Annotated in this window: 20 protein-coding genes and 4 pseudogenes; 13 read left to right on the forward strand and 11 right to left on the reverse strand. The window is 68.8% G+C overall.

All coding sequences use genetic code 11. The annotated features are described in order from the left end of the window. Window positions 1–40 precede the first annotated feature (40 nt). Window positions 41–655 (reverse strand): DUF2867 domain-containing protein, encoded by a 615-nt coding sequence (locus AB0N81_RS36780; protein ID WP_365366316.1) that lies wholly within the window; start codon window positions 653–655, stop codon window positions 41–43. Window positions 656–752: 97 nt separating this feature from the next. On the opposite strand from AB0N81_RS36780, the gene AB0N81_RS36785 reads away from it, so the two are divergent. The 5 genes from AB0N81_RS36785 (at window position 753) to AB0N81_RS36805 (ending at window position 4773) form a co-directional block, all read left to right on the forward strand. Beyond that, window positions 753–1310, forward strand: coding sequence for a TetR/AcrR family transcriptional regulator (locus AB0N81_RS36785; protein ID WP_365366318.1), 558 nt, complete (start codon window positions 753–755; stop codon window positions 1308–1310). A 295-nt stretch (window positions 1311–1605) separates the two neighbouring features. Continuing rightward, on the forward strand, window positions 1606–1884 hold the full coding sequence (locus AB0N81_RS36790; protein WP_365366320.1) for a polyprenyl synthetase: 279 nt from the start codon (window positions 1606–1608) through the stop codon (window positions 1882–1884). Next, window positions 1874–2929, forward strand: a complete 1056-nt coding sequence (locus AB0N81_RS36795; RefSeq protein WP_365366322.1) for a polyprenyl synthetase family protein — start codon at window positions 1874–1876, stop codon at window positions 2927–2929. Before AB0N81_RS36790 ends, AB0N81_RS36795 begins: the two co-directional genes overlap by 11 nt. Before the next feature lie 117 nt (window positions 2930–3046). Continuing rightward, window positions 3047–4207, forward strand: coding sequence for an oxygenase MpaB family protein (locus tag AB0N81_RS36800; RefSeq protein ID WP_365366324.1), 1161 nt, complete (start codon window positions 3047–3049; stop codon window positions 4205–4207). Between the two features lie 140 nt (window positions 4208–4347). Next, window positions 4348–4773 carry a pyridoxamine 5'-phosphate oxidase family protein gene (locus tag AB0N81_RS36805; protein ID WP_365366326.1) on the forward strand — a complete coding sequence of 142 codons (426 nt, stop codon included), beginning with the start codon at window positions 4348–4350 and terminating at the stop codon, window positions 4771–4773. A 71-nt stretch (window positions 4774–4844) separates the two neighbouring features. On the opposite strand, the gene AB0N81_RS36810 is transcribed toward AB0N81_RS36805, so the two are convergent. Beyond that, window positions 4845–5660: an SAM-dependent methyltransferase gene (locus AB0N81_RS36810; RefSeq protein ID WP_365366328.1), complete on the reverse strand. Its 816-nt coding sequence runs from the start codon at window positions 5658–5660 to the stop codon at window positions 4845–4847. A 94-nt stretch (window positions 5661–5754) separates the two neighbouring features. Next, window positions 5755–6504 (reverse strand): SDR family oxidoreductase, encoded by a 750-nt coding sequence (locus AB0N81_RS36815; RefSeq protein ID WP_365366330.1) that lies wholly within the window; start codon window positions 6502–6504, stop codon window positions 5755–5757. Window positions 6505–6689: 185 nt separating this feature from the next. On the opposite strand from AB0N81_RS36815, the gene AB0N81_RS36820 reads away from it, so the two are divergent. Next, window positions 6690–7232 carry a MarR family transcriptional regulator gene (locus AB0N81_RS36820; protein WP_365366362.1) on the forward strand — a complete coding sequence of 181 codons (543 nt, stop codon included), beginning with the start codon at window positions 6690–6692 and terminating at the stop codon, window positions 7230–7232. Window positions 7233–7286: 54 nt separating this feature from the next. On the opposite strand, the pseudogene AB0N81_RS36825 reads toward AB0N81_RS36820, so the two are convergent. The 3 genes and pseudogenes from AB0N81_RS36825 to AB0N81_RS36835 form a co-directional block, all read right to left on the reverse strand. Further along, window positions 7287–7484 (reverse strand): annotated as a pseudogene (locus AB0N81_RS36825) (hypothetical protein); the annotation flags it as partial. 99 nt (window positions 7485–7583) lie between these two features. Beyond that, a complete protein-coding gene (locus tag AB0N81_RS36830; RefSeq protein ID WP_365366332.1) occupies window positions 7584–8735 on the reverse strand; it encodes a hypothetical protein in 1152 nt (383 codons plus the stop codon). Window positions 8736–8954: 219 nt separating this feature from the next. Continuing rightward, the gene (locus AB0N81_RS36835; protein ID WP_365366334.1) at window positions 8955–9338 is read right to left on the reverse strand and encodes a VOC family protein; all 384 of its coding nucleotides are present in this window, start codon (window positions 9336–9338) and stop codon (window positions 8955–8957) included. 125 nt (window positions 9339–9463) lie between these two features. Between AB0N81_RS36835 and AB0N81_RS36840 the strand changes: the two genes are divergently transcribed. Beyond that, entirely contained in the window at window positions 9464–10228 is a 765-nt protein-coding gene (locus tag AB0N81_RS36840) for a 2-phosphosulfolactate phosphatase (protein WP_365366336.1), read from the forward strand. 205 nt (window positions 10229–10433) lie between these two features. On the opposite strand, the gene AB0N81_RS36845 is transcribed toward AB0N81_RS36840, so the two are convergent. After that, window positions 10434–11213: a methyltransferase domain-containing protein gene (locus AB0N81_RS36845; RefSeq protein WP_365366337.1), complete on the reverse strand. Its 780-nt coding sequence runs from the start codon at window positions 11211–11213 to the stop codon at window positions 10434–10436. A gap of 93 nt (window positions 11214–11306) precedes the next feature. Between AB0N81_RS36845 and AB0N81_RS36850 the strand changes: the two genes are divergently transcribed. Next, entirely contained in the window at window positions 11307–11966 is a 660-nt protein-coding gene (locus AB0N81_RS36850; protein ID WP_365366339.1) for a helix-turn-helix domain-containing protein, read from the forward strand. A gap of 544 nt (window positions 11967–12510) precedes the next feature. Next, window positions 12511–13449: a hypothetical protein gene (locus tag AB0N81_RS36855; RefSeq protein ID WP_365366341.1), complete on the forward strand. Its 939-nt coding sequence runs from the start codon at window positions 12511–12513 to the stop codon at window positions 13447–13449. Between the two features lie 107 nt (window positions 13450–13556). Here AB0N81_RS36855 and AB0N81_RS36860 read toward each other — a convergent pair whose 3' ends face one another. After that, on the reverse strand, window positions 13557–13910 hold the full coding sequence (locus AB0N81_RS36860; protein WP_365366343.1) for a hypothetical protein: 354 nt from the start codon (window positions 13908–13910) through the stop codon (window positions 13557–13559). Window positions 13911–14391: 481 nt separating this feature from the next. On the opposite strand from AB0N81_RS36860, the gene AB0N81_RS36865 reads away from it, so the two are divergent. From AB0N81_RS36865 to AB0N81_RS36875, 3 genes are all read left to right on the forward strand, one after another. Beyond that, window positions 14392–14820: a hypothetical protein gene (locus AB0N81_RS36865; protein WP_365366345.1), complete on the forward strand. Its 429-nt coding sequence runs from the start codon at window positions 14392–14394 to the stop codon at window positions 14818–14820. A 557-nt stretch (window positions 14821–15377) separates the two neighbouring features. Continuing rightward, window positions 15378–15797 carry a hypothetical protein gene (locus tag AB0N81_RS36870; protein WP_365366347.1) on the forward strand — a complete coding sequence of 140 codons (420 nt, stop codon included), beginning with the start codon at window positions 15378–15380 and terminating at the stop codon, window positions 15795–15797. A gap of 312 nt (window positions 15798–16109) precedes the next feature. Then, window positions 16110–16553, forward strand: a complete 444-nt coding sequence (locus AB0N81_RS36875; RefSeq protein ID WP_365366350.1) for a cupin domain-containing protein — start codon at window positions 16110–16112, stop codon at window positions 16551–16553. 122 nt (window positions 16554–16675) lie between these two features. On the opposite strand, the pseudogene AB0N81_RS36880 reads toward AB0N81_RS36875, so the two are convergent. Both AB0N81_RS36880 and AB0N81_RS36885 read right to left on the reverse strand, forming a co-directional pair. Continuing rightward, window positions 16676–17077, reverse strand: a pseudogene (locus AB0N81_RS36880) (CoA-transferase); the annotation flags it as partial. Between the two features lie 17 nt (window positions 17078–17094). Continuing rightward, a pseudogene (locus tag AB0N81_RS36885) lies at window positions 17095–17297 on the reverse strand (CoA-transferase); the annotation flags it as partial. Between AB0N81_RS36885 and AB0N81_RS36890 the strand changes: the two are divergent. Continuing rightward, window positions 17293–17627: pseudogene (locus AB0N81_RS36890) on the forward strand (transposase); the annotation flags it as partial. The pseudogenes AB0N81_RS36885 and AB0N81_RS36890 sit on opposite strands and share 5 nt — an antisense overlap. A gap of 217 nt (window positions 17628–17844) precedes the next feature. On the opposite strand, the gene AB0N81_RS36895 reads toward AB0N81_RS36890, so the two are convergent. Continuing rightward, window positions 17845–18420, reverse strand: coding sequence for a ScbR family autoregulator-binding transcription factor (locus tag AB0N81_RS36895; protein ID WP_365366352.1), 576 nt, complete (start codon window positions 18418–18420; stop codon window positions 17845–17847). Between the last annotated feature and the right edge of the window lie 688 nt (window positions 18421–19108).

Consider the following 19108-nt stretch of genomic DNA (forward strand, 5'->3'; position numbering starts at 1 on the left):
TGGGCAGTCTCCGGAGCTGCTGCGCAGATCAACCTTTTGGTCAACCAGGCGATCCCTCCCCCCGCGCCGGGTTCTCTCGCCACTCCCTGCCGATCGATCGAAGCAGGGCCGGGTACACCCCCAGGTACCGGAAAGGTTTGATGCCGATCATGTACAGGGAGCCGAGGCGGCCGTTGGGTTTCACCAGGACGGCCATCTGGCCCCGGTAGCCGCCGTGCCCGTCGGGGACCCAGCCGATGTGCATCACCCCGTGCATGGTCTTGTTGGCGTACTCGGCGGCCCACTCGTTGTGCGTCCGGAAGACCGAGGTGAAGGGCGCCGCGCTGACGTCGGGCCCCCGCGGCCCCGCGCGCAGGTCGTCCGGCAACCGGTCCCGCAGGGTCGCCACCCGGCCGCCGACGCCCGAGTCCGCCTTGTCCCAGCCGAGCAGCGCGCCGAGCCTCCACCGCACCGCGAAAAGGAAGCGGCCCACGGGGTTGCCGCCGTCCGGGCCGTCCTTGCCGTCCGCCATCTGCCGGACCAAGTGGCGCAGGTCGTCCGGGCCGCCCGGCGTCGGCAGCGCCCACACGTCCTCGAGTCGGAAGTCGCCGGCGATCTCGTGGATCCGCCAGGGGCGGGATGTGTGCTCGGTCGACGGAAGGCGCAGATTGCTCATGGCGAACCCTTCTCTATACGGTGACGTATACACCGAGCATAGGGCCATCTATACGGTTGCGTATATTCGGCCGGGAAATGTTGAGGGGAGACGCGGCATGGGTGCGATCCGTACACCGCGGGACAAGTGGATCGAGGAAGGGCTGCGGGCGCTCGCCGCCGGTGGCCCCGAGGCCGTCAGGGTCGAGGTCCTCGCTCAGGCGCTCGGCGTCAGCAAGGGCGGTTTCTACGGTTACTTCCGCAACCGCGCCGCGTTGTTGGAGGAGATGCTCGAAACCTGGGAGCGCGGGGTCACCGAGGACGTCATCCAGCGGATCGAGCGCGAGGGGGGCGACGCCCGCGAACGGCTCGGGCGTCTCTTCGACTTCGTGGGATCGCGTGAGAGGCACGTGACCGGCGCCGGGGTCGAGCTCGCGATCCGGGACTGGGCCCGGCGCGACGAGGCGGTGGCGCGCTGCCTCCGCCGGGCCGACAACCGGCGCATGGACTACTTGCGTGAGCTCTACCGGGCCTTCTGTCCCGACGAGGACGATGTCGAGGCCCGCTGCCTGATCACCTTCTCGCTGCGCATCGGGGACCACCTCATCGCCGCGGACAACGGCCCGCGCGACCGTGCGGAAGTCCTCGCCGCGGTCAGGAACCGGCTGTTGGCCTAGCCGGCCGCTCGTGCTGGGGGCTGAGCAGGTCGCGGGTCTGTACGGCCTCACCGGTGGCGGTGCACCGGGACGTGTGGCGCGGGCGTTGCGCTTCGGCTCGCGCCGCGGTGAGCCGTGCGTACTGACGCGTGATCCGTATCGTCGCGTGGTCCGTATCGTCGCGTGAACCGTACTGTCGAGCGATGTGATCACTCGATGGTGAGTTGTTCCGCTCTTCGGCCGAGCATGGCGGGATGCTCGCAAGGCGGCGCGTGACCGGCGCCGTCCGGATGTCCACTGGGGCGGGGGGCTTGGCATGACACAGCCAGGGGAACAGCGCGGAGGCCTGGAGGGCCAGGCGGTACTGCTGGTGGCCGGACTGGCCGATCTGGCGGTGAGCACGCTGGGTTCGGCGTTGGGGACGGTTCGGGGAATGCTGCGACGCTCCGACGCCACCGAGCTGGCGACGGAGGCCGAGCGGGAACTTCTGGCCCGCGGCCGCCTGGTGCTCGACCGGTACGCGACCCTGCCGCCGGCTCACCTGGAGGTGCTGGCCCGGCAGGCGCTGGCTCGACAGGCCGCCGATGACGTCTGAGGCGTGGGAGCCGGACGCGTTCAAGGCCCGCGTCGACGAGACACTGCGCCGGTTCGTCGCAGAGGAGGCGGACCAATTCGTGGCCATCGATCCGCTCCTCGGCCCCGTGGCCGGGCAACTGGAGGCGGCGGTCGCGGACGGCAAACGGCTGCGGGCGGCATTCTGCTACTGGGGCTGGCGCGCGGTGGGGCAGCCGGACAACGACGCCTTGGTGCGGGCCGCGGCCTCCATGGAGCTCGTGCACGCCGCGGCCGTCGTGCACGACGACCTCATCGACGACAGCCCGCTGCGGCACGGGCGGCCCACCGCGCACCTCGCCCTGCGCGGCGCCGTGCGCCGTCGCCCGCGCACCGACGCCGCGGCGAGGTCGTTGGCGATGTTGGTGGGAGACCTGCTGATGTCGCTGGCCGGACACCTCTTCACCACCAGCGGGCTGCCCGCCGCGTATCTGGCCCGGGCCCGCCCGGTGTGGTCGGTGATGGCCCGCGAGCTGATCGCGGGGGAGTGCCTGGAGATCCTGCGCACCGGATCCGGTCCGGACATCACGGCGTCGCTCAAAGTGATCCGCTACAAGACCGCCAAGTACACCGTCGAGCAACCCCTGCTCATCGGCGGGGCCCTGGCGGGCGCCGGGCCCCGATTGCGCGAGGGATTCGGAGCGTATGGGCTGCCGCTGGGCGAGGCGTTCCAGCTCAGGGACGACCTGCTCGGTCTCTTCGGCAACCCGGACCTGACCGGCAAGGCCAACGCCGACGACGTGCGCGGTCACCGGCCGACAGCCCTGCTGGCGGAGACCTGGCGCCTGGCCGGCGACGACGAGCGGGAGCGGCTGCGTGCCCTCCTCGGCAAGCGCGACCTGGGCACGGAGGGCCTGCAAGAGGTGGGCGAATTGATGGACAGGCTCGGGGCGCCCGCCCGCATCGAAGCCATGATCGGCGCGCGGGTCGAGGAAGCGCTCGACGCCCTGCACGCCCTGGACGTGCCGACGCACGCCGGAACCGCCCTGACCGTGTTGGCGCGTTCGGCGGCCCTCCGCCTGTCCTGACCCGCGCACAGGGGCGGCGTAACCCGTGCTTTCCTCGCCCGTCGGCACCGGCCGACCCCGCAGCAGACGCAGCAGACACATTGAGACGCAGCGGACGCAGCAGACAAGGACCCCGCCATGACCTACACCGAGGCATCGATGGACTCCCTGCGCCAGGCGGGGGACGAACTCGCCGACGCCACCGTCGCCGAACTCTTCGAACGCGGGCAGGTCGGCACGTTCAACACCCTGATGCGTTACGTCTCCACCGCCGGCTCGCCCCTGCCGGACGGGCTTCCGGAGGTCGCTCGCGAGTACCTCGAAGCCACCCGTACCCCACCGGCCTGGGTGGACTGGGCAGAGATGGAGAAGGCGCGGCTGTTCTTCATCGACAACAACGTGCACATCTCCACCGCGCTGTCCTTCGCCTCCATGCCCGCCTGCTACGTCGTCCCGCACGTGGCGAAGCTGCTGTCGACCACCCACGGGCTGAAGTACCCGTCCAAACGGATGGCGGAGACCGGGCAGTTCACCGTCTACCTGATGCAGCCCGACGCCTTCGAGAGCGGCAGCCGCTTCATTCCCGCCGCCCAGAAGGTCCGACTGCTGCACGCCTCCATCCGCCACCACCTCGAACGCGAGAACCGGTGGGACACCGGCGTGCTCGGGACGCCGATCTGTCAGGAGGACATGATCGGCGGGCAGATGTTCTTCTCGATGCTCGTGCTGGACAGCCTGCACCGCTTGGGCATCCACATGTCGACGGAAGGCGCGGAAGCGTACTACTACGCCTGGCGCGTCGTCGGTGCCATGCTCGGCGTCGACCAGGACGCCGTCCCCAAGACCCTCGACGACGCCCGCCGCTTCCTCGACCTGTACATGCTCCGGCACATGGGGCCCTCCGAGGAGGGTGCGCATCTGACCCGGCAACTCATCGACCTCTACGAGGAAGTGGTGCCCGGGACCGTGCTCGACCCGATCGTCTCCGCTCTCATCCGCTTCCTCGTCGGAGACACCTGCGCCTACTGGCTGGCGGTTCCCCGTACCCCGTGGGACACCGTCGTCAAGACCGTGCCCCACCTCCTGGGCGTACTGGAGACGATCGAGGACCGCTCCCCGCTCGGTGCCTGGGCGCTGGACCGCCTGGGCCATCTGACCAGCGTTCTCGAACTGTCCTCCCTCACCCGCGGACGCGTCATGCACTACGCCATCCCCGAGCAGCTCAAAAAGGATTTCGGCGTCTCCACCACGGTCCCCCGCACGCGCCGATGGACCCCACCGGCCGCCACGGTCCGCTGACCGCCGCTCTCTCGCTGACGCGGGGACGCATCCACACGCTCAACATGCGCTTTGCGGAATACCCGCTGCGGAAGCAGAGTTGGGGATCATTACCACCGCGAGACCACCACGAGCACGAGCAGCCGTCGAAGGAGATTCTCATGCCCCTCAGCGTCGAAGAGCGCGAACAGTTCCTGGCCGAGCCGCACATCGGAGCGCTGGCCGTGGAGGCGGGCGAGGGACGGGCGCCGCTCACGCTGCCGATCTGGTACCAGTACGCCCCGGGCGGCGAGCTCTGGGTGATGACGGGCCGGAACTCGAAGAAGGGCCGGCTGATCGCCGCCGCGGGGCGTTTCTCACTGATGGTCGACCGCTTGGAGCCGACCATCCGGTACGTCTCCGTGGAGGGCCCGGTGGTCCGCTCCGAGGATGCGACCATCGAGCAGCTGCGGGAGATGTCGGCGCGCTATCTCCCGGCCGACAAGGTCGAGCCGTACATGGAGACCGCCTTGAAGGAGCACGGCGAACAGGCCGTCTACTACCTGCGGCCCGAGCACTGGTACTCGTCGGACCTCGGCTCCGTCTGACTTCCGGTACGGCTCAGCCGGGCGGCCCCCAGTACTCAGCCGGGCGGCCCCCGGTACGGCTCAGCGGGACGTCACGGCTTGCGGGCGAGACCGCCGTGCTCGCCGATGGGCTCCTGGGCGGGAGAGCCGTGTTCCGGGCGCCAGAAGGGGACCGACACGACTCCGGGGTCCAGGAGTTCCAGGCCGTCGAAGAACGCCTCGATCTTGTCGACGGGACGCAGGAAGTACGGCACCGCACCTGAGGCGTTGTAGGCGTCCTGGGCCTCTTCGTAGGCCGCGTCGACGCCTCGTGAGCCGTCGTTGACCGAGAGGTAGCTGCCGGAGGGCAGGCCGTCCATCAGCCGGGCGACGATGGCGCGTGCTTCGTCGTAGTCGGCGATGTGCCCCAGGATGTTGCTCAGGATGAGGGCGGTGGGGCGGGTGAGGTCCAGCGTCTTGGCGGCGGCCGCCAGGATGCGGTCCGGCTCTGACAGCTCCGCGTCGATGTAGGCGGTCGCCCCTTCGGGGGTGGAGGTGAGCAGGGCGCGGGCGTGGGTGAGGACCATGGGGTCGTGGTCCACATAGACGATCTTGGACTCCGGGGCGAGGCGCTGGGCGACCTCGTGCGTGTTGTCCACCGTCGGCAGGCCGGTCCCGATGTCCAGGAACTGCCGGATGCCCGCTTCCGTGACCAGGTGCGTGATGTTGCGGCGCAGGAAGGCGCGGCTGCTGCGGGCGACGGTCACGATGCCGGGGAAAACGGCGCTGTACGCGTCGCCCGCCGCCTCGTCGACAGGGTAGTTGTCCTTCCCTCCCAGCCAGTAGTTCCAGATCCGGGCCGAGTGCGGCACCGACGTGTCGATCTTCTGGTGCGCCGCCGGACCGGGCGTCGTGGCGTGGTCGGTCATGGGTACCGTCCGTCTTCAACCGTGGCGTGGACTGTTCGACGGACAACCTACGTGGCAACAGCCGTGTCGCGCACATCAGTTCACGCGGCGCTCGTCAACGGGTCATGTAGGCACCCCCGTTGACGTGCACCACCTGACCGGTGATGTGACGGGCTCCGGGGGAGGCGAGGAAGGCGACCGTTTCCGCGATGTCCTCCGGTGAACCCGCGCGGCCGTTCGAGGTCGCGGCCACGAGCTGCTCCCGCCGCTCGTCCGCGAGGTGGTCCCGGAAGAACTCGGTGTCCGCGATGTAGCCGGGCGCGACGATGTTGGCGGTGATGCCGCGCGGCCCGAGCGTACGGGCCAGATCCAGGTTCCAGGCGGCGAGCCCGGCCTTGGCGGCGCCGTAGGCCCCGGCCCCCGACCCCTGGGCGCCGGCGATCGACCCGATGTGCACGACGGCTCCACCGGCCGCGAGTCGGCTGTCCAGCGCCCTGGTGGTCAGCGCGGCGCCGACGAGGTTCGCGTCCAGGTTGTCGCGGAAGGCCTGCCCGTACGCGACGAGATCGGCCTCTTCGCCGACTTCGAGGTCCTTCTGCGGGCCGGCGTCGAAGTCGGTGTTCCCGCCGGCGTTGTTGACGAGGACGTCGATCCGCTCCGGCAGCTGGGAGAGGAGTGCGGTGAGCGCCTCGGGGCGGGTGTGGTCGCACACGACGCCGCGTATATCGGCCTCCGCTGCCAGCAGGTCGAGGGGTTCGGGGCGGCGGCCGGTGACGAACACGGTCTCGCCGCGCTCCGCGAAGTGCCGGGCGGTCGCGCGGCCGATCCCGGTGCCGCCGCCGGTGATCAGGATGGTGCGTGTCATAAGCTGAACTCCAACATCCGTTGAGGTCTAAATTTAGAGCTAAACGTAACATGTGGAGGCGGGACGTGAAGAAGGGGCCAGGCGTGAGGACGGCAGGCGCGAAGAACTCGGGCGCGAAGGGCGTAGGTTCGAAGGGGGCAGGCCCGAAGGGGGCAGGAGGCGGCGAACGGGAGGGCGGTGACTCCGTGCCGGGCGGGACCGCCGCGTACACCGCACGGGACATCGCTGCCGCCTGGGAGCGCGAGCGCCCCGGCACCCCCGCCACATCGATCGGCATCGTCACGCCGATCTGGCAACTGGCCAAGCTCTTCGGCGACGACCGTCGACGGGTTCTCGCCCGCGCCGGCGTGGACACGGCGACGCTCGACCTGCTCAGCGTGTTGCGCCGCAGCGGCACGCCCTACAGCCTGACCACCCGCGAACTGGGCCGCCTGTCGATGGTCACGGCGGGCGCGGTCTCCCAACGGGTGGCCCGCGCCGAACGCGAAGGCCTGGTCACCCGCCGCCCCGGGGAAGGCAGGCCCCGTACGGTCGAGGTCACCCTCACCGAGGCGGGCCACGCCCTCGTGGAGGCGACGGTGGACCAAGTGCTGGGCAGGGAGGCCGACTTGATCGGCGGCCTGACGCCCGACCAGCAGGCGCAGCTCACCGACCTGCTGGGCCGTCTCCTCGAAGACGTCCAGCGGAACCTCGGGGACGAGCGGATCACGCAGGTGGGAGAGGCCTGACGCCTGCGCGGCGCCGCCCGAGAACGTGCGATGGGGGAGACCCCGACCCCGCCCTCACTGCCACGTCGATCTCGCGGATCTCCCTGGCGTGCGTGTCCACCTGACCGCCCGGTTCCGCGACGGAGGGGCCGAGCGCATCAGCAGCTCGGACCGCAGTTGCCGCCCGCAGCCCCGTTCGCCCGTGCCCGTTGCCGCGTCCGCCGCCGCGGTGACCACCGAGTGGCGCAGCCGCAGCATGTCCCGGCGCGCGAGCGCGCCGGTGAGCGTGCCGCCCTTTCCGAGGTGAACGGAGGCATTGGCCCGGTCGACGCGCGCCGGATCAACGACCCGAGGATGTCCAGCACCTCGCCCTTACTTCTTCGGCTCCCGGAAGCGGCCGAACGCCTTCGTGAGGGCGCTCAGCGGTGACCCGTCCGTCTTGGTCTGCCCCGGCACGTGCGGCACGGGCGCGCCGTCTCCGCCGGTCACCTCGGCCAGCGCCGCTTGCGCCGCCTCGGCCGCCTCCCGGTACAGGTCGCGGGAGGTCGTCATGGCGTCGAGCGCCTCGGCGTACTTGGTGACCATGTCCTGGGCGTGGACCAGCTCCTCCTCCGGGGTGAGCAGATGCCAGCCCTGGCGCAACCGCGTCAGCGCCTGCTCGGCCTCGGGCGACATGATCCGGGGCAGCGCGGCGAACTCCTTGATCCTGTCGAGAAGTTCGGTCGGCTCGGAGCCGTCCAGAAAGACTGTTCGTACGGTGAAACGGTCCGCGTCGTAGTCCGCGCCCTGCGCAGCCGTGGGCAGGATGACGGCGCCGCCGCGCGGCATCCGCACGCTCAGCTCCCGCTTCATCGCGAAGTCGGCGATCTGTGCCTGCTCCGGCGTACCCCGGTGCTCGACCACCTGATGTCGCAGGCTCGGCGGCAGGAACGCCGAGACCGGCTGCTGCCCCTTCGCGTCCGGCGTCATCGCCTCGTGCACCACGACATGGACGAACCAGCTCTGCCGGGTGCAGTCCCGCAGCCGGTGGCGCAGCTCGTCGTCGTCCTTCGGCAGATGATTCGTCATCCGCAGGCGCACTCCCGGCGCCGTGTCGTGATCCCAGGCGACCTGGTCGCTGTCGGGGAAGAACATGGTGGCGGGGGACGGCCAGTGCACGTCCCACGCCTGCTCCGCCTCGGCGGCCAGAACCCACGTGACGCCCTCGCCCTCCTTGCGGCGGCCCTCGGGATCGTACGTCGTCAGCTGTGCGCGCACCGTGACGTCGTCGGCCACGAGCCAGCGGGCCTCGAAGAGGCGGCGGGCCGACGGGCCGGGGTCGGCGGCCTCGTCGCGCGGGTGCAGCACCGTGGACGCGGCCGCCTCTATGGGGTCGAGGTCCAGGAAGTCGTCGAGCACCCCGGCCGCCTTCAAGGCGATCAGGTTGCGCCGGACGTCCTGCTCGGGCTCGGGCCCGAGGTGGCGCCCGCGCCCCAGCCACGCGGTGTCGGGGGCGGTGGTCGAGGAGCTGCTGTTCTTGGCCATGGATTCGTTCTGTAGGTGATCGGGGCCCGACCAGTATGGTCCGTGCAGCTGTGGAGGGAAGACCCACGCGGGCCCGTGTCACGGTTTGTGGGCTCTCGCTCGACTTCTGCGGTGTGGTCGCTCACATCACATTTGGTTGCCGGTGGAGTCCCCGAAGTCAGATTTGGTTGTCGGCGGCGTCCCCGAAGTCAGGTTCGGTTGTCGGCGGCGTCCCCGAAGTCAGGAGGGAGTCTCTGCACGCTCGGCCGCACTGCGCAGGACACAGAACTCGTTGCCTTCGGGGTCCGCGAGGACGACCCATCCCGAGCCGTCGGGTTCCCGACGGTCGACGACCGGGGTGGCACCGAGAGCCAGCAGCCGTTCGACCTCCGCCTCGCGCGTGGTCTCCGGACGCAGACACAGGTGGAACCTGTTCTTCACCGTCTTCGGTTCGGGCACCTGGTTGAAGTACAGAAAGGGTCCCGACGGCAGCATCACCTGAGCTTCCTCATCGCCCGGTCTGTCCCCGGGATGCAACGGGTGACCTGTCACCTCGCTCCAGAAGCGAGCCAGCTCATAGGCATCCGCACAGTCGACCGCCACGTTCTGCAACACCGAGACCATGGGGCGAGCCTGCCCCATCGACGTGAACCACACCACTCATTTGTCCGAGGAGCGGCAGGACTGCTGCCCCCAGGCATTCGGGATTTCGCTGACGCCGGGCCTCGCCCCTGGCAGCATCGTCGGCCATGGATGACGACTGGTATCTGCAGACAGGCCACGGGGTGCGGTTCGAGTGGGGCCCCACCGGCGCGAAGCGGCTGGCACCGGGTGCCGCCTGCCTGGTCGTCGTGGACGTGCTGTCGTTCACGACCGCGGTGACGGTCGCCGTCGAGGCGGGCACGCGGGTCTTCCCCTACCGGTGGCGCGACGAGACCGCGGCCACGTTCGCCGAGGAAGCCGGTGCGGACCTGGCAGTCGGACGCCGCATGGCCTCGGCGTCCTCCCCCTGGACACTCTCTCCCGCGGCCCTGAGGCACGCCCCTTTCACACCCCGCCTGGTCCTCCCCTCGCCCAACGGCTCCGCCATCGCCGCGGCGGCCGGCGAGGCACCCGTGGCAGCCGGAGCTCTGCGCAACGCGACAGCCGTGAGCCACTGGCTCGTCCGCCAGGGCTACGGGACGCCCGAGCGCCCCATCGCGGTGATCGCCTCCGGCGAACGCTGGCCGGACGGAAGCCTCAGGCCCGCCGTAGAGGATCTCCTCGGCACGGGAGCCGTCATCGCCGCCCTCCGGCACGCACACGGCGACAAGGCGCTCTCGCCGGAGGCAGCGCTGGCGGCGGCCGCCTTCGAGGCGACACCGGACGTCGCCGCCGCCGTGTCCGCAAGCGCGTCCGGACGTCAACTGATCGGCGGGGGCTACGCCGAGGACGTAGCCATCGCCACCGAACCGGATGCCTGCGCGGCGGTCCCTGTCCTCGCGGACGGGGCGTTCACTCTGGCTCACGGCTGAGTGCTGAGGGCTGAGGGCTGAGTGCTGAGGGCTGAGGGCTGAGGGCTGAGGGCTGAGGGCTGAGGGCTGAGCGATGCGCGCCAGCAGGCGGCTCATGGCCACGGTGGGTTCATGGCCACGGTGATTCACGACCAGCGTGGTTCACGACCAGCACGGCTCACGCCCAGCGCGGTTCATGACGAGTGCTGCTCGTAAGCACCTCAGCTCATGTCCGGCGGACCGCATACCCCAGATACGTCACCACCGGGCTGCCCTCCGGTTCGAGCACCATGTCGACCAGCTCGGGAAGCTGTTCGTCGGTGAGCGTGCCACGCCTGCGCCCGCGCGTCGCGCGCACCAGACTGCGTACGTCGCGCGGCTTGAACGCTGAGACATCCTTCGTGCACAGCCCCGCCCGGCCCAGGGCCTCGGCGAGCTCCGTCGGCCTGCGGAGCCGGTGTGCCGCGTAGCGGCCGCGAGGCATGATCCGTGTGCCCGGAAAAGCCTGGAAGGCGCCGAGGTAGATGAGGCGGGACACGGGAGTGCGGTTCACCGTGTCGTAGGCGAAGATCCCGCCGGGGCGCAGTACGCGTGCCGCCTCGGCGAGGACCGCGTCCGGCCGTTCGGTGATCTCGAGGGTGTCGGCGCAGTACACCAGGTCGAAGGAGCCGCCCGGCAGGCCGAGCTCCTCCGCAGGCGCCGTCCGGTACGTGATGCCATGACCGTCGTCGGCCTCGCGGGCGAGTGCTGTCGCGGTGGGGGACGGGTCGGCGGCGACGACGTGGTAACCGAGCCGGGCGAGGCCACGGGCCAACAGGCCGCGCCCGCTGCCCACGACGAGCGCCCGGCTGCCGGTCGCCGTGACGCTCACCTCGCCGAGCACGCGCCGCAGATACTCCATGCGTACGGATTGAAAGGTGAGGGCTCGGATATGGCGGCCGTCGACGGCCGAGGGGGAGTCGAGTGCGATGGGCGGGGCGGCGGAGTGTGAGTTGGCGGCGGTCATGACTGGCTCCCTAGACAGGCAGGGTCAGGTTCCCTGAGGAAACCTAGCAGTGATGAGTTCCCCGAGGGAACCCGTCATCGGTACGATGAAAATGTGACCCGCACCCCCCTCTCTGATGTCGCGTGCTCGATCGCCCGCGCGACCGACCTGTTCGGCGACGCATGGACGGCCCTGATCATGCGGGACGTCCTGGTGGGCATCCGGCGGTTCGACGAGCTGGCGGAAGACCTCGGCCTGTCCCGCAAGGTCCTCGCCGCGCGGCTGGCCCGGCTGGTCGAAGAGGGCGTGCTGAAGCGCGAGCGGTACCAGGTCAGCCCGCCGCGCGAGGAATACGTCGCCACGGAGAAGGGCCGTGAGCTCTACCCCGTACTGCTGGCGTTGATGGCATGGGGCGACAAGTACTACGCGGAGCCTGCCGGACCTCCCGCCCGGATCCGCCACGACGCCTGTGGGCACGTCACCACGCCGGTCGTGACCTGCGACGCCTGCCGGGAGCCGCTCACGGTGACTGACACGACCCAACTACCCGGCCCCGGTGGGCGGGTGGGGCCGGGCACGCGGCTGTTGGGGCCGCTGATCGCTGGGCGGGGGGAGGGGGACGCGGCTTCGGGTTCGGGTTTGGGTTCGGCGTCGGCTGCGGTTTCGGCTCCGACTTCGGCTCGGGCCTCGACTTCTTCGCCGGCTCCGGCTCCGGCCTCGACTCCGTCTCCGTCTCCGGCTCCGGCTCCGGCTGCGGAGCCTCCTACGCGGTAGCCGCTTGACTGCGGGGACTGGATCGCGTTCGAGGGATCGTCGTCCACGACGGTCCATGGCCGCCTTCTCGCGCACGCGCGATGGACAGCCGGCTCGTCGGACGAGCCGGCTGCCCAGCTGTCGCGGCCAGCACAGCGAGCCCTGCGAGCCCAGTCAGGTCAGCCGGCCGGCCCGTCGCCTTAGCCGGCGCAATCAACTCAGCAGGCCAAGCTTGCGCGGCTTGCAAGGCCTGGGTGGCCAGCGTGGCAAATCGGCCCCCCGGGCCGCGCCTGGGCCATTGGGGCCATTGGGACCGCCCAGCCGCTCAGGCCGCTCCAGGCCGCCCCAGGCCTTTCAGCCCACCCACGATCCCGACGCCAGCTCGTGGCGCACCCCACCACAGGGCCTGCTCACGTTGTCCCCCCCCCTCCGCAACGGCTACGGGGTTTGATGGTGCCCCGAACCCTCGGAAGCCGACCGTGCCCCCGGAATTGCCCTTTCATACCTCGTGCGGCAGCGCAGCCTTCCCTAGGCTCAGCGGAGCGACTGGAAGGACAGGGCGAGCGTGCGCGAGACACAGAGGGCCACGGGGCGGCGGACGACGGCGGAGGCCACCACGGCGCAGGCCGCCCCAGGGCGTGGAGCGCGTCCCGTCGGCCTGGCCGCGCTGCAGCAGCGCGCGGGGAACGCAGCGGTGACGCGCTGGGTGCAGCGGCAGACCGGCGCCTTGGACGAGCCGTACGCCACGAGGCCCACCGAACACCCCGAGTGGGGGCCGTACCAGGAGCTGACGGAGGCCGCGGGCATCCCGCAATCGCAAGCCGACGACGCCTGGCAGTTGCTGCTGGGCGGGGTCGACTCGCAGGGCGCGCTGAACGACGAGGCCATGGCGAAAACGAACGTCCGCCAGGAACAGCGGGAGCTCCGCGCGTCGAACACCTGGTACCAGGAGTTCGTCAAGCTCATGGCCGAGCACCTGCAGATCGGGACGCCCACCATGGCCTTGTGGTCGGGCGGCATCGAGGCCAGCGACTACGCGTACGGGAAGGGCCACACACCGCTGGAACGAACCCGGATCGGCAGCGTGCTCAACGTCCTGCAACTGCACCCGGACTGGGCGCTGAAGACGCCGATGTGGAACGTCCTGTCGAAGGCCTTTGTGGCCCGGTCGACCGGCCCCGTCCACATCTTCATGCGGGCGTACGCTCCGGAGAGCGTCCTCATCTCGCAGGAGATCCCCCAACTACGGCTGGTGCAGCAGCTGAACCCGGACGTGAAGCTGGTCTGGCACCCGGTGTACACGACTCCGGACGGGCAGTTGAGGGAGATCGCGAGTGACTGCACACTCGTCGACAACGCGGAGTACGACGGGCGGGACAAGTGCGTGGGCGTCCTCTTCGAGTACCTCAGAAAGTTCCACGACAAGAGCAACACCAAGGCCACACGCGCGCACGAGAGCATGGAGCAACTGATCGTCGCGAACGGCCACAAGGACGGCGTGTGAAGCGGCGACACAGACGTGTCCGGTCACCAGCTTCCCGAAGGCAAGAGGGTGAGCCCGCCGGGATCATCGCCCCGGCCCAAGGCGCCCCGTCAGCAGCCGTCCCTACATCAGCGGAACTCGTGGACCACCTGGATCTCGCCGACAATGTGGGCGTTGAAGTCGTCCAGTTCCTCGGCCGGGACCCAGAGCTCGAGGATCGTCTGCCCGCCGGCCTGTTGGATGGGATACCGGCTCAAGAAATCCGACTCGACTTCGAAACGAGTGACGAAGCCGGCGCCGTCGTGCTTCACGTTCCAGTCCCGCGCGATCCTGATCGCGTAGTCCTCGTTCAGGACCGGGTAGAAGATCGGCTGCTCGGGCAGCCGGGGCGGCCACGCACGCCAGTTCAACTCCCGAACCAGATCCAGCTCCCTGGGTCCGGTGGGGCGCCACAGAGTCGTCGTCACTTGCTGGCTGGTCATGTCCATCGCTCTCTGAACGCAGGCCGCGGGTACGGCGGATCGGAAGACCGGACGATACCGGCACCGCGAACTCAGTAGCACCGCGCAGAAGTAGGTCTCCATATCGAAGCACGGGACAGACTCGAGCGTCCTGGCATGAGACAGGCGCAAGCCACCCCCCTCCCGGCCCAGGCGTCACACCGCCTGTCTCAACACTCACCATCGGCCAGCGCCTCGTCGAGCACGCAGCGACGACCCTCGGCATCGACATCCACATCGCCCGTCGCGACGCCACCACCAGGGGCTTCACCGCATCCGCCCCGAGCTGGCGCGGCGCCTCAACCTCTTAGCGGACTGGGACATCATTGGCGTACATCTCAGGTTTACGGACCACATACCGCACTGGGTTGATGTGATGTCCACTCCTTCGCCGTAGCCTGCGTCCACTTCAGCGCTCCGGGAATTAACAGCACCCGGCTCGACGTAACCCAGGGGGAAATTCGTGCAAGGTCTACTCAAGTCCACTGTTCGCACAGTCGGAGTTGCTGTTGCGGGGGCGGCCATACCGGTCGGGTTCGCCGGGCCGGGGCACGCGGCAGGTGGGTATTACGAGGCATCCACCAAGGACCGCTGCGCGCATATGCAGGGGCACTACTACTACGACTATGTCGCCCACCGTCAGGGCAGGGCCACCTACAACACTCGCTGGGACTTCACTATTGACGCCTACAGCAACAGCTGCGGCTGGGTGCGGTCGTTCGCGCCATACGCCACGTACAGCAAGTGGACGGGGACCAAGTGGGACTACTCCCACACCAACAAGTACACCCGGATCGGGACTGCGGGCACGGGCCGTAACGTGGCTGACGTGATGATCTACCTCTGTGAGGTCGGAAAGCCAAGCACCTGCGGAAGGATCCACGGAGCTTAGCGAGAGGCCACGGAAACAGCATCACCTCGTGAAGGCCAGCAGTTCAGACTGTTCATGCGGACGGGCTGATCAAGGCGGTGAGTACGCCGACGTTTCAGCGTTCAGCACGTGACTGGCGACTGGCGACTGGCGACTGGCAACCGGCAGCCGGCAGCCGGACTACACCCGGACGATGGGGTGCAGACCGTCCGGGCATCCGGTGCCGACACCGCTTCGAATGCTGCGGGCGTGGCAGTTCCTGGATGTGACTGCACGAGCACTTCGGCACGCCGCCGGCCCGCTGACCTTCGACACGGCCAAGAAGATCGCATGGGTGGGAGGTCACTTCCTTGCGACGTAGGCGACGGCGGTGAGATCGGGGCGCCGTCGGCCTCTCATCTTCGGCGCAGGCATGCCGCGTCCACCTCGCGGTGATGGACCTCGTGGCACGCCATTGCGTCGCAATATCCACCCTGAGCTGACGTGGCACCTAGAACGGTCGCGCGGTCATACGCCTGGCACTCGAAGAGTCGGACGAGCGAAGCCGACTTGACCGGGTGGGCGGGTGGCGGGGCCAAGTGAGCGCGCACTCGACGGACGACTGGTCCCTGTCGGGCCAGTTCCCTGGAAATCGCGGCTATGGGTATGCCGGGGACTCGCAGAGTCATGTGAGCGGTGTCTTCCAGGGGGTCGCCATGTGGCGGCTCGGAAACAATGTCGCAATCAGTACCTACGCCTCCGACACAAAAACGGACGGATACTGCGCCGGGCTCCAGATCCGCTACGAGATCTACGACGGCGGACAGTGGGCCGGTCACTGGCACTACCGCGACGTTCCCGTGTTCGACTGCACGACGGGCGGCGCGGAGACCGGCGGAGTGATCAAGGAGTACTTCTACAGCAAGTACCCGGTGCGCAACGTGTCCTCGCGCGCCTGCCACGCCGACTCATCGGGCGGGATCATCCACTGCGAGTCGAACTGGCACGGACCCATCTGAGCAGCGGCTGCAGGCACGACAAGAACACACGGGCGCCCGCACCTCGCCTCATGCTCCGGGGATGGGTGCCTGGCCCGCACAAGCCTCTCGTACGGTGGCCGCTGGCACAGGGACGGCGTGCCCCGGCTGCAGTAGGTGGCATAACGGATGCTGGACGACACACCTTAGGTGTGGATCGTCTACGAGCGTGCGATCTCTTCCGACATCAAGCGATCCCTAGTTGCTGATGCGGCAAACTTGCTTGCTGTCACCGGTGTGGGAATCGGAAGCTGTTGGCTCATCAAAAGACTGCCAGAGAAAGTGAGTTGTGTGATGAGCATCGATGCCAACACAGTGGCTGCGCGGAGTGCCGACGACAACGGGCCGCTGGGCAACCGTGTGCACCACGTCCGGGCCGATGAGCTGGACGGTTACGCCGCCATCAGTGGTGGCACGGTCGGCTCGAAGAGGCTCTGGATGGGCCTGGTGGAGAACCCCCCGCTGAGCGCGACGGACAACCATCACCACGGCGAATCGGAGGCGGGAATCTACGTGGTCAGCGGCCACCCCGTGTTCGTCTACCACGACGGTACGAAGGAGGTGCGGGTCGCCGCAGGGCCTGGCGACTTCTTCCTCGTGCCGCCGTTCGTGCCGCACCGGGAGGAGAACCCTGACCCGGATGAGCCCGCGGTGGTCGTCATCGCGCGGACCACGCAGGAGCCGATAAAGGTCTCCGTACCCGAGCTGTACCAACTCGAGGTGCCGGAAGCGCAGTAGGGGCATTGCTGGCAACTGGAGCGAAGCGCTTGCCCCTGACTTGGCTTCATGCCGCATGGATGGCGGAATGGAGGATCACCCGGCCGTGGGGCGTGTGGCCGAGTTGGCGGGAGTGAGCGCTGGACGATGACGCGGCGGGCACCGTGCACCAGGTCCATGGCGCCGCCCAGGCCTTTGGCCACCTTGCCGGGGATCATCCAGTTGGCGAGGTCGCCATGTGTGGAGACCTGCATGGCACCGAGGACGGCGGTGTCGATGTGGCTACCGCGGATCATGCCGAAGGACAGGGCCGAGTCGAAGAAGGCGGCCCCGGGCAGGACGGTGACGGTCTCTTTGCCGGCGTTGATCAGGTCGCGGTCGACCTGATCTTCGTGCGAGTGGGGGCTGGTGCCCAGGATGCCGTTCTCGGAGTGCAGGACGACGTGCACGCCGGACGGGAGGTGGCTGGGGATGAGGGTGGGCAGACCGATGCCGAGGTTGACGTAGGAGCCGTCGGTGAGTTCGGCGGCGGCGCGGGCTGCCATCTACGCGCGGGTCCAGGTCATCGGGAACGCACCGTCCTCTTCTCGATCGGTTTGTCGGCTGCTGAGCGGGGGTGAGTCGTACGACGCGCTGGACGAAGCCACCGGGCACGTGGACGTGGTCGGCGGCCAGCTCGCCGGGTTCGACCAGTTCCTCGACCTCGGCGATCGTGATCTGGCCGGCCATGGCCGCGAGCGAGTTGAAGTGGGCGGCGGCCCGCCGCAAGTCGATCCAGGCGATGGCCTCGCGGCTGCCGGATGGCAACGAACGGAATCTGCAGGAGTTCGTGAACCAGTCGACGTGGGATCCGGTACCGGTGCAGCGGCGGATCAATGAACGTCTGCTGCTGCTGGCCGGCCCGGCGGCCTAGGTGATCGATGATGTGCCGGTGTCCAAGGGCGGCCGGATGCCGGTCGCCGTGGTCCCGCAGTACTGCGGGACCCTAGACAACGCGCCAACTGCCAGGTGGCTGCCAGTGTCCACTTGGCGAGCAACACCGCCTCCTGCCCGCTGCAATGGCGGCTGTTCCTGTCCGAGGAATGGGCTGCCGAGCGCGGCCGCGGACAGCACGTCGGAACCGCAGCACACAGGAGACATCCGTGTCACAGGCCCTAGACATCTCCTCTTCGCATCTCCTCTTCGACGTCGATCGTCGATCGCCGATCGTCGATCGCCGATCGTCGATCGCCGATCGCCGATCGCCGATCGCTCCGAACCGCCACCTCGCCGAGGTCTGGGGCGTGGGTCGGTCTTCGGGCTCGGTGGGTGGTCAGTGGGCGGTGGCGGGGAGGAGAAGCTGCCAGATGTGGGTGAGGGTGGTGGGGGTGAGCCATTGGGGGTGGGTGCGGCTGAGGATTTCGAGGCCGGTGGTGGTGGCGACGATGGTGGTGGTGAGGGCGTCAGGGTTGATGTGGATGGGAAGGGCGTGCTCGCGGGTGGCACGGGTGACGAGCTGGTGGACACAGGTGTGCCATTGACGGCGGAGGTCGTGGGGAGTTTGGGGTGTCGTGTCGCAGTTGAGGCGAAAGCCGGCACGGACGATGGTGTCGTGATGAAGGAGGTGAATCATCTGATGGGTGAGATTCATGAGGTGTTGAAGGGCGTTGGTGTGGGGGAGGGGAAGCTGGGTGGCATGGGTCTGGAGGGTGTCGGCTGCGGCTTGTTCGACGGCGTGGGCCAAGGCGGCTTTGTTCGCGAAGTGGAAGTGCAGGGCGCCACGGCTTACGCCGGCGCGAGTGCTGATCTCGTCGAGGCTGGTGCGGACGTAGCCGTGCTGGTCGAAGAGTTCGGCGGCCGAGAGGATGAGGGCGTTGCGGGTACGGGTGGCCCGTTCCTGCTTGCTCACTGATATCTCCTGTCGGGAAAGTTTTTAGGCGCGTATAAAACCAACTTGCCGGTTTCATATCCAGGCGTGCGCCGTCCGTGGCGATGGGGTTGGCCGGGCGTGGCGGTTGCCTCGGTCGGTCGGCGTGCGGCTCCGGTGGTGGTCACCTCGGCGGGCACCTCTCGGGGCTCTGGGGGGTGAGGTCGGCGGCCGGGTGAGTTCTTTGGCCGGAAGTCGGGGGAGTCTGTTTGGGTCGGGGATGGCCGGTACGGGGGGTAGTCTGCGGTAAACATGGCGTGACAGTAGCCGGATTAAAAACCGTACGAGCGGTTTTTTTAATATTTTGCGGACCCCGCGCCGCCTTTCTTGCCTTGCGGTCGCCCGGAGGCCCTGTGGTGCGCCCGCGGTGGGTGCGGGGCGGCCTGGGCTGAGTGGGCGCCCTCCGGGCTTGCCCTCGTCTTGGGTGCCGTTCTTGCTCTGGGCTCGCGCGCTTCGGTTCCGGTTGGGCCTTCCCTGCGCCTCGATGGTTCAACTTGCTTTTCCTGTGCCGTCATTGCAGTCGTTGCTGTCGTTGCCCGTCCTGGGTGCTCTGGCTGTCCCGTCGTCCCGCGTGTCTTGGGTGGGGTGTCTGGTGTGTCTGTGGTGGGTGGGTTGGGGTGGGTGTGGTTGCTTGAGGTTGGCTTGTGGGGTGGTGGGGGGTGGGTGTAGG

Source organism: Streptomyces sp. NPDC093510 (assembly GCF_040683555.1).
GTDB lineage: Bacteria > Actinomycetota > Actinomycetes > Streptomycetales > Streptomycetaceae > Streptomyces.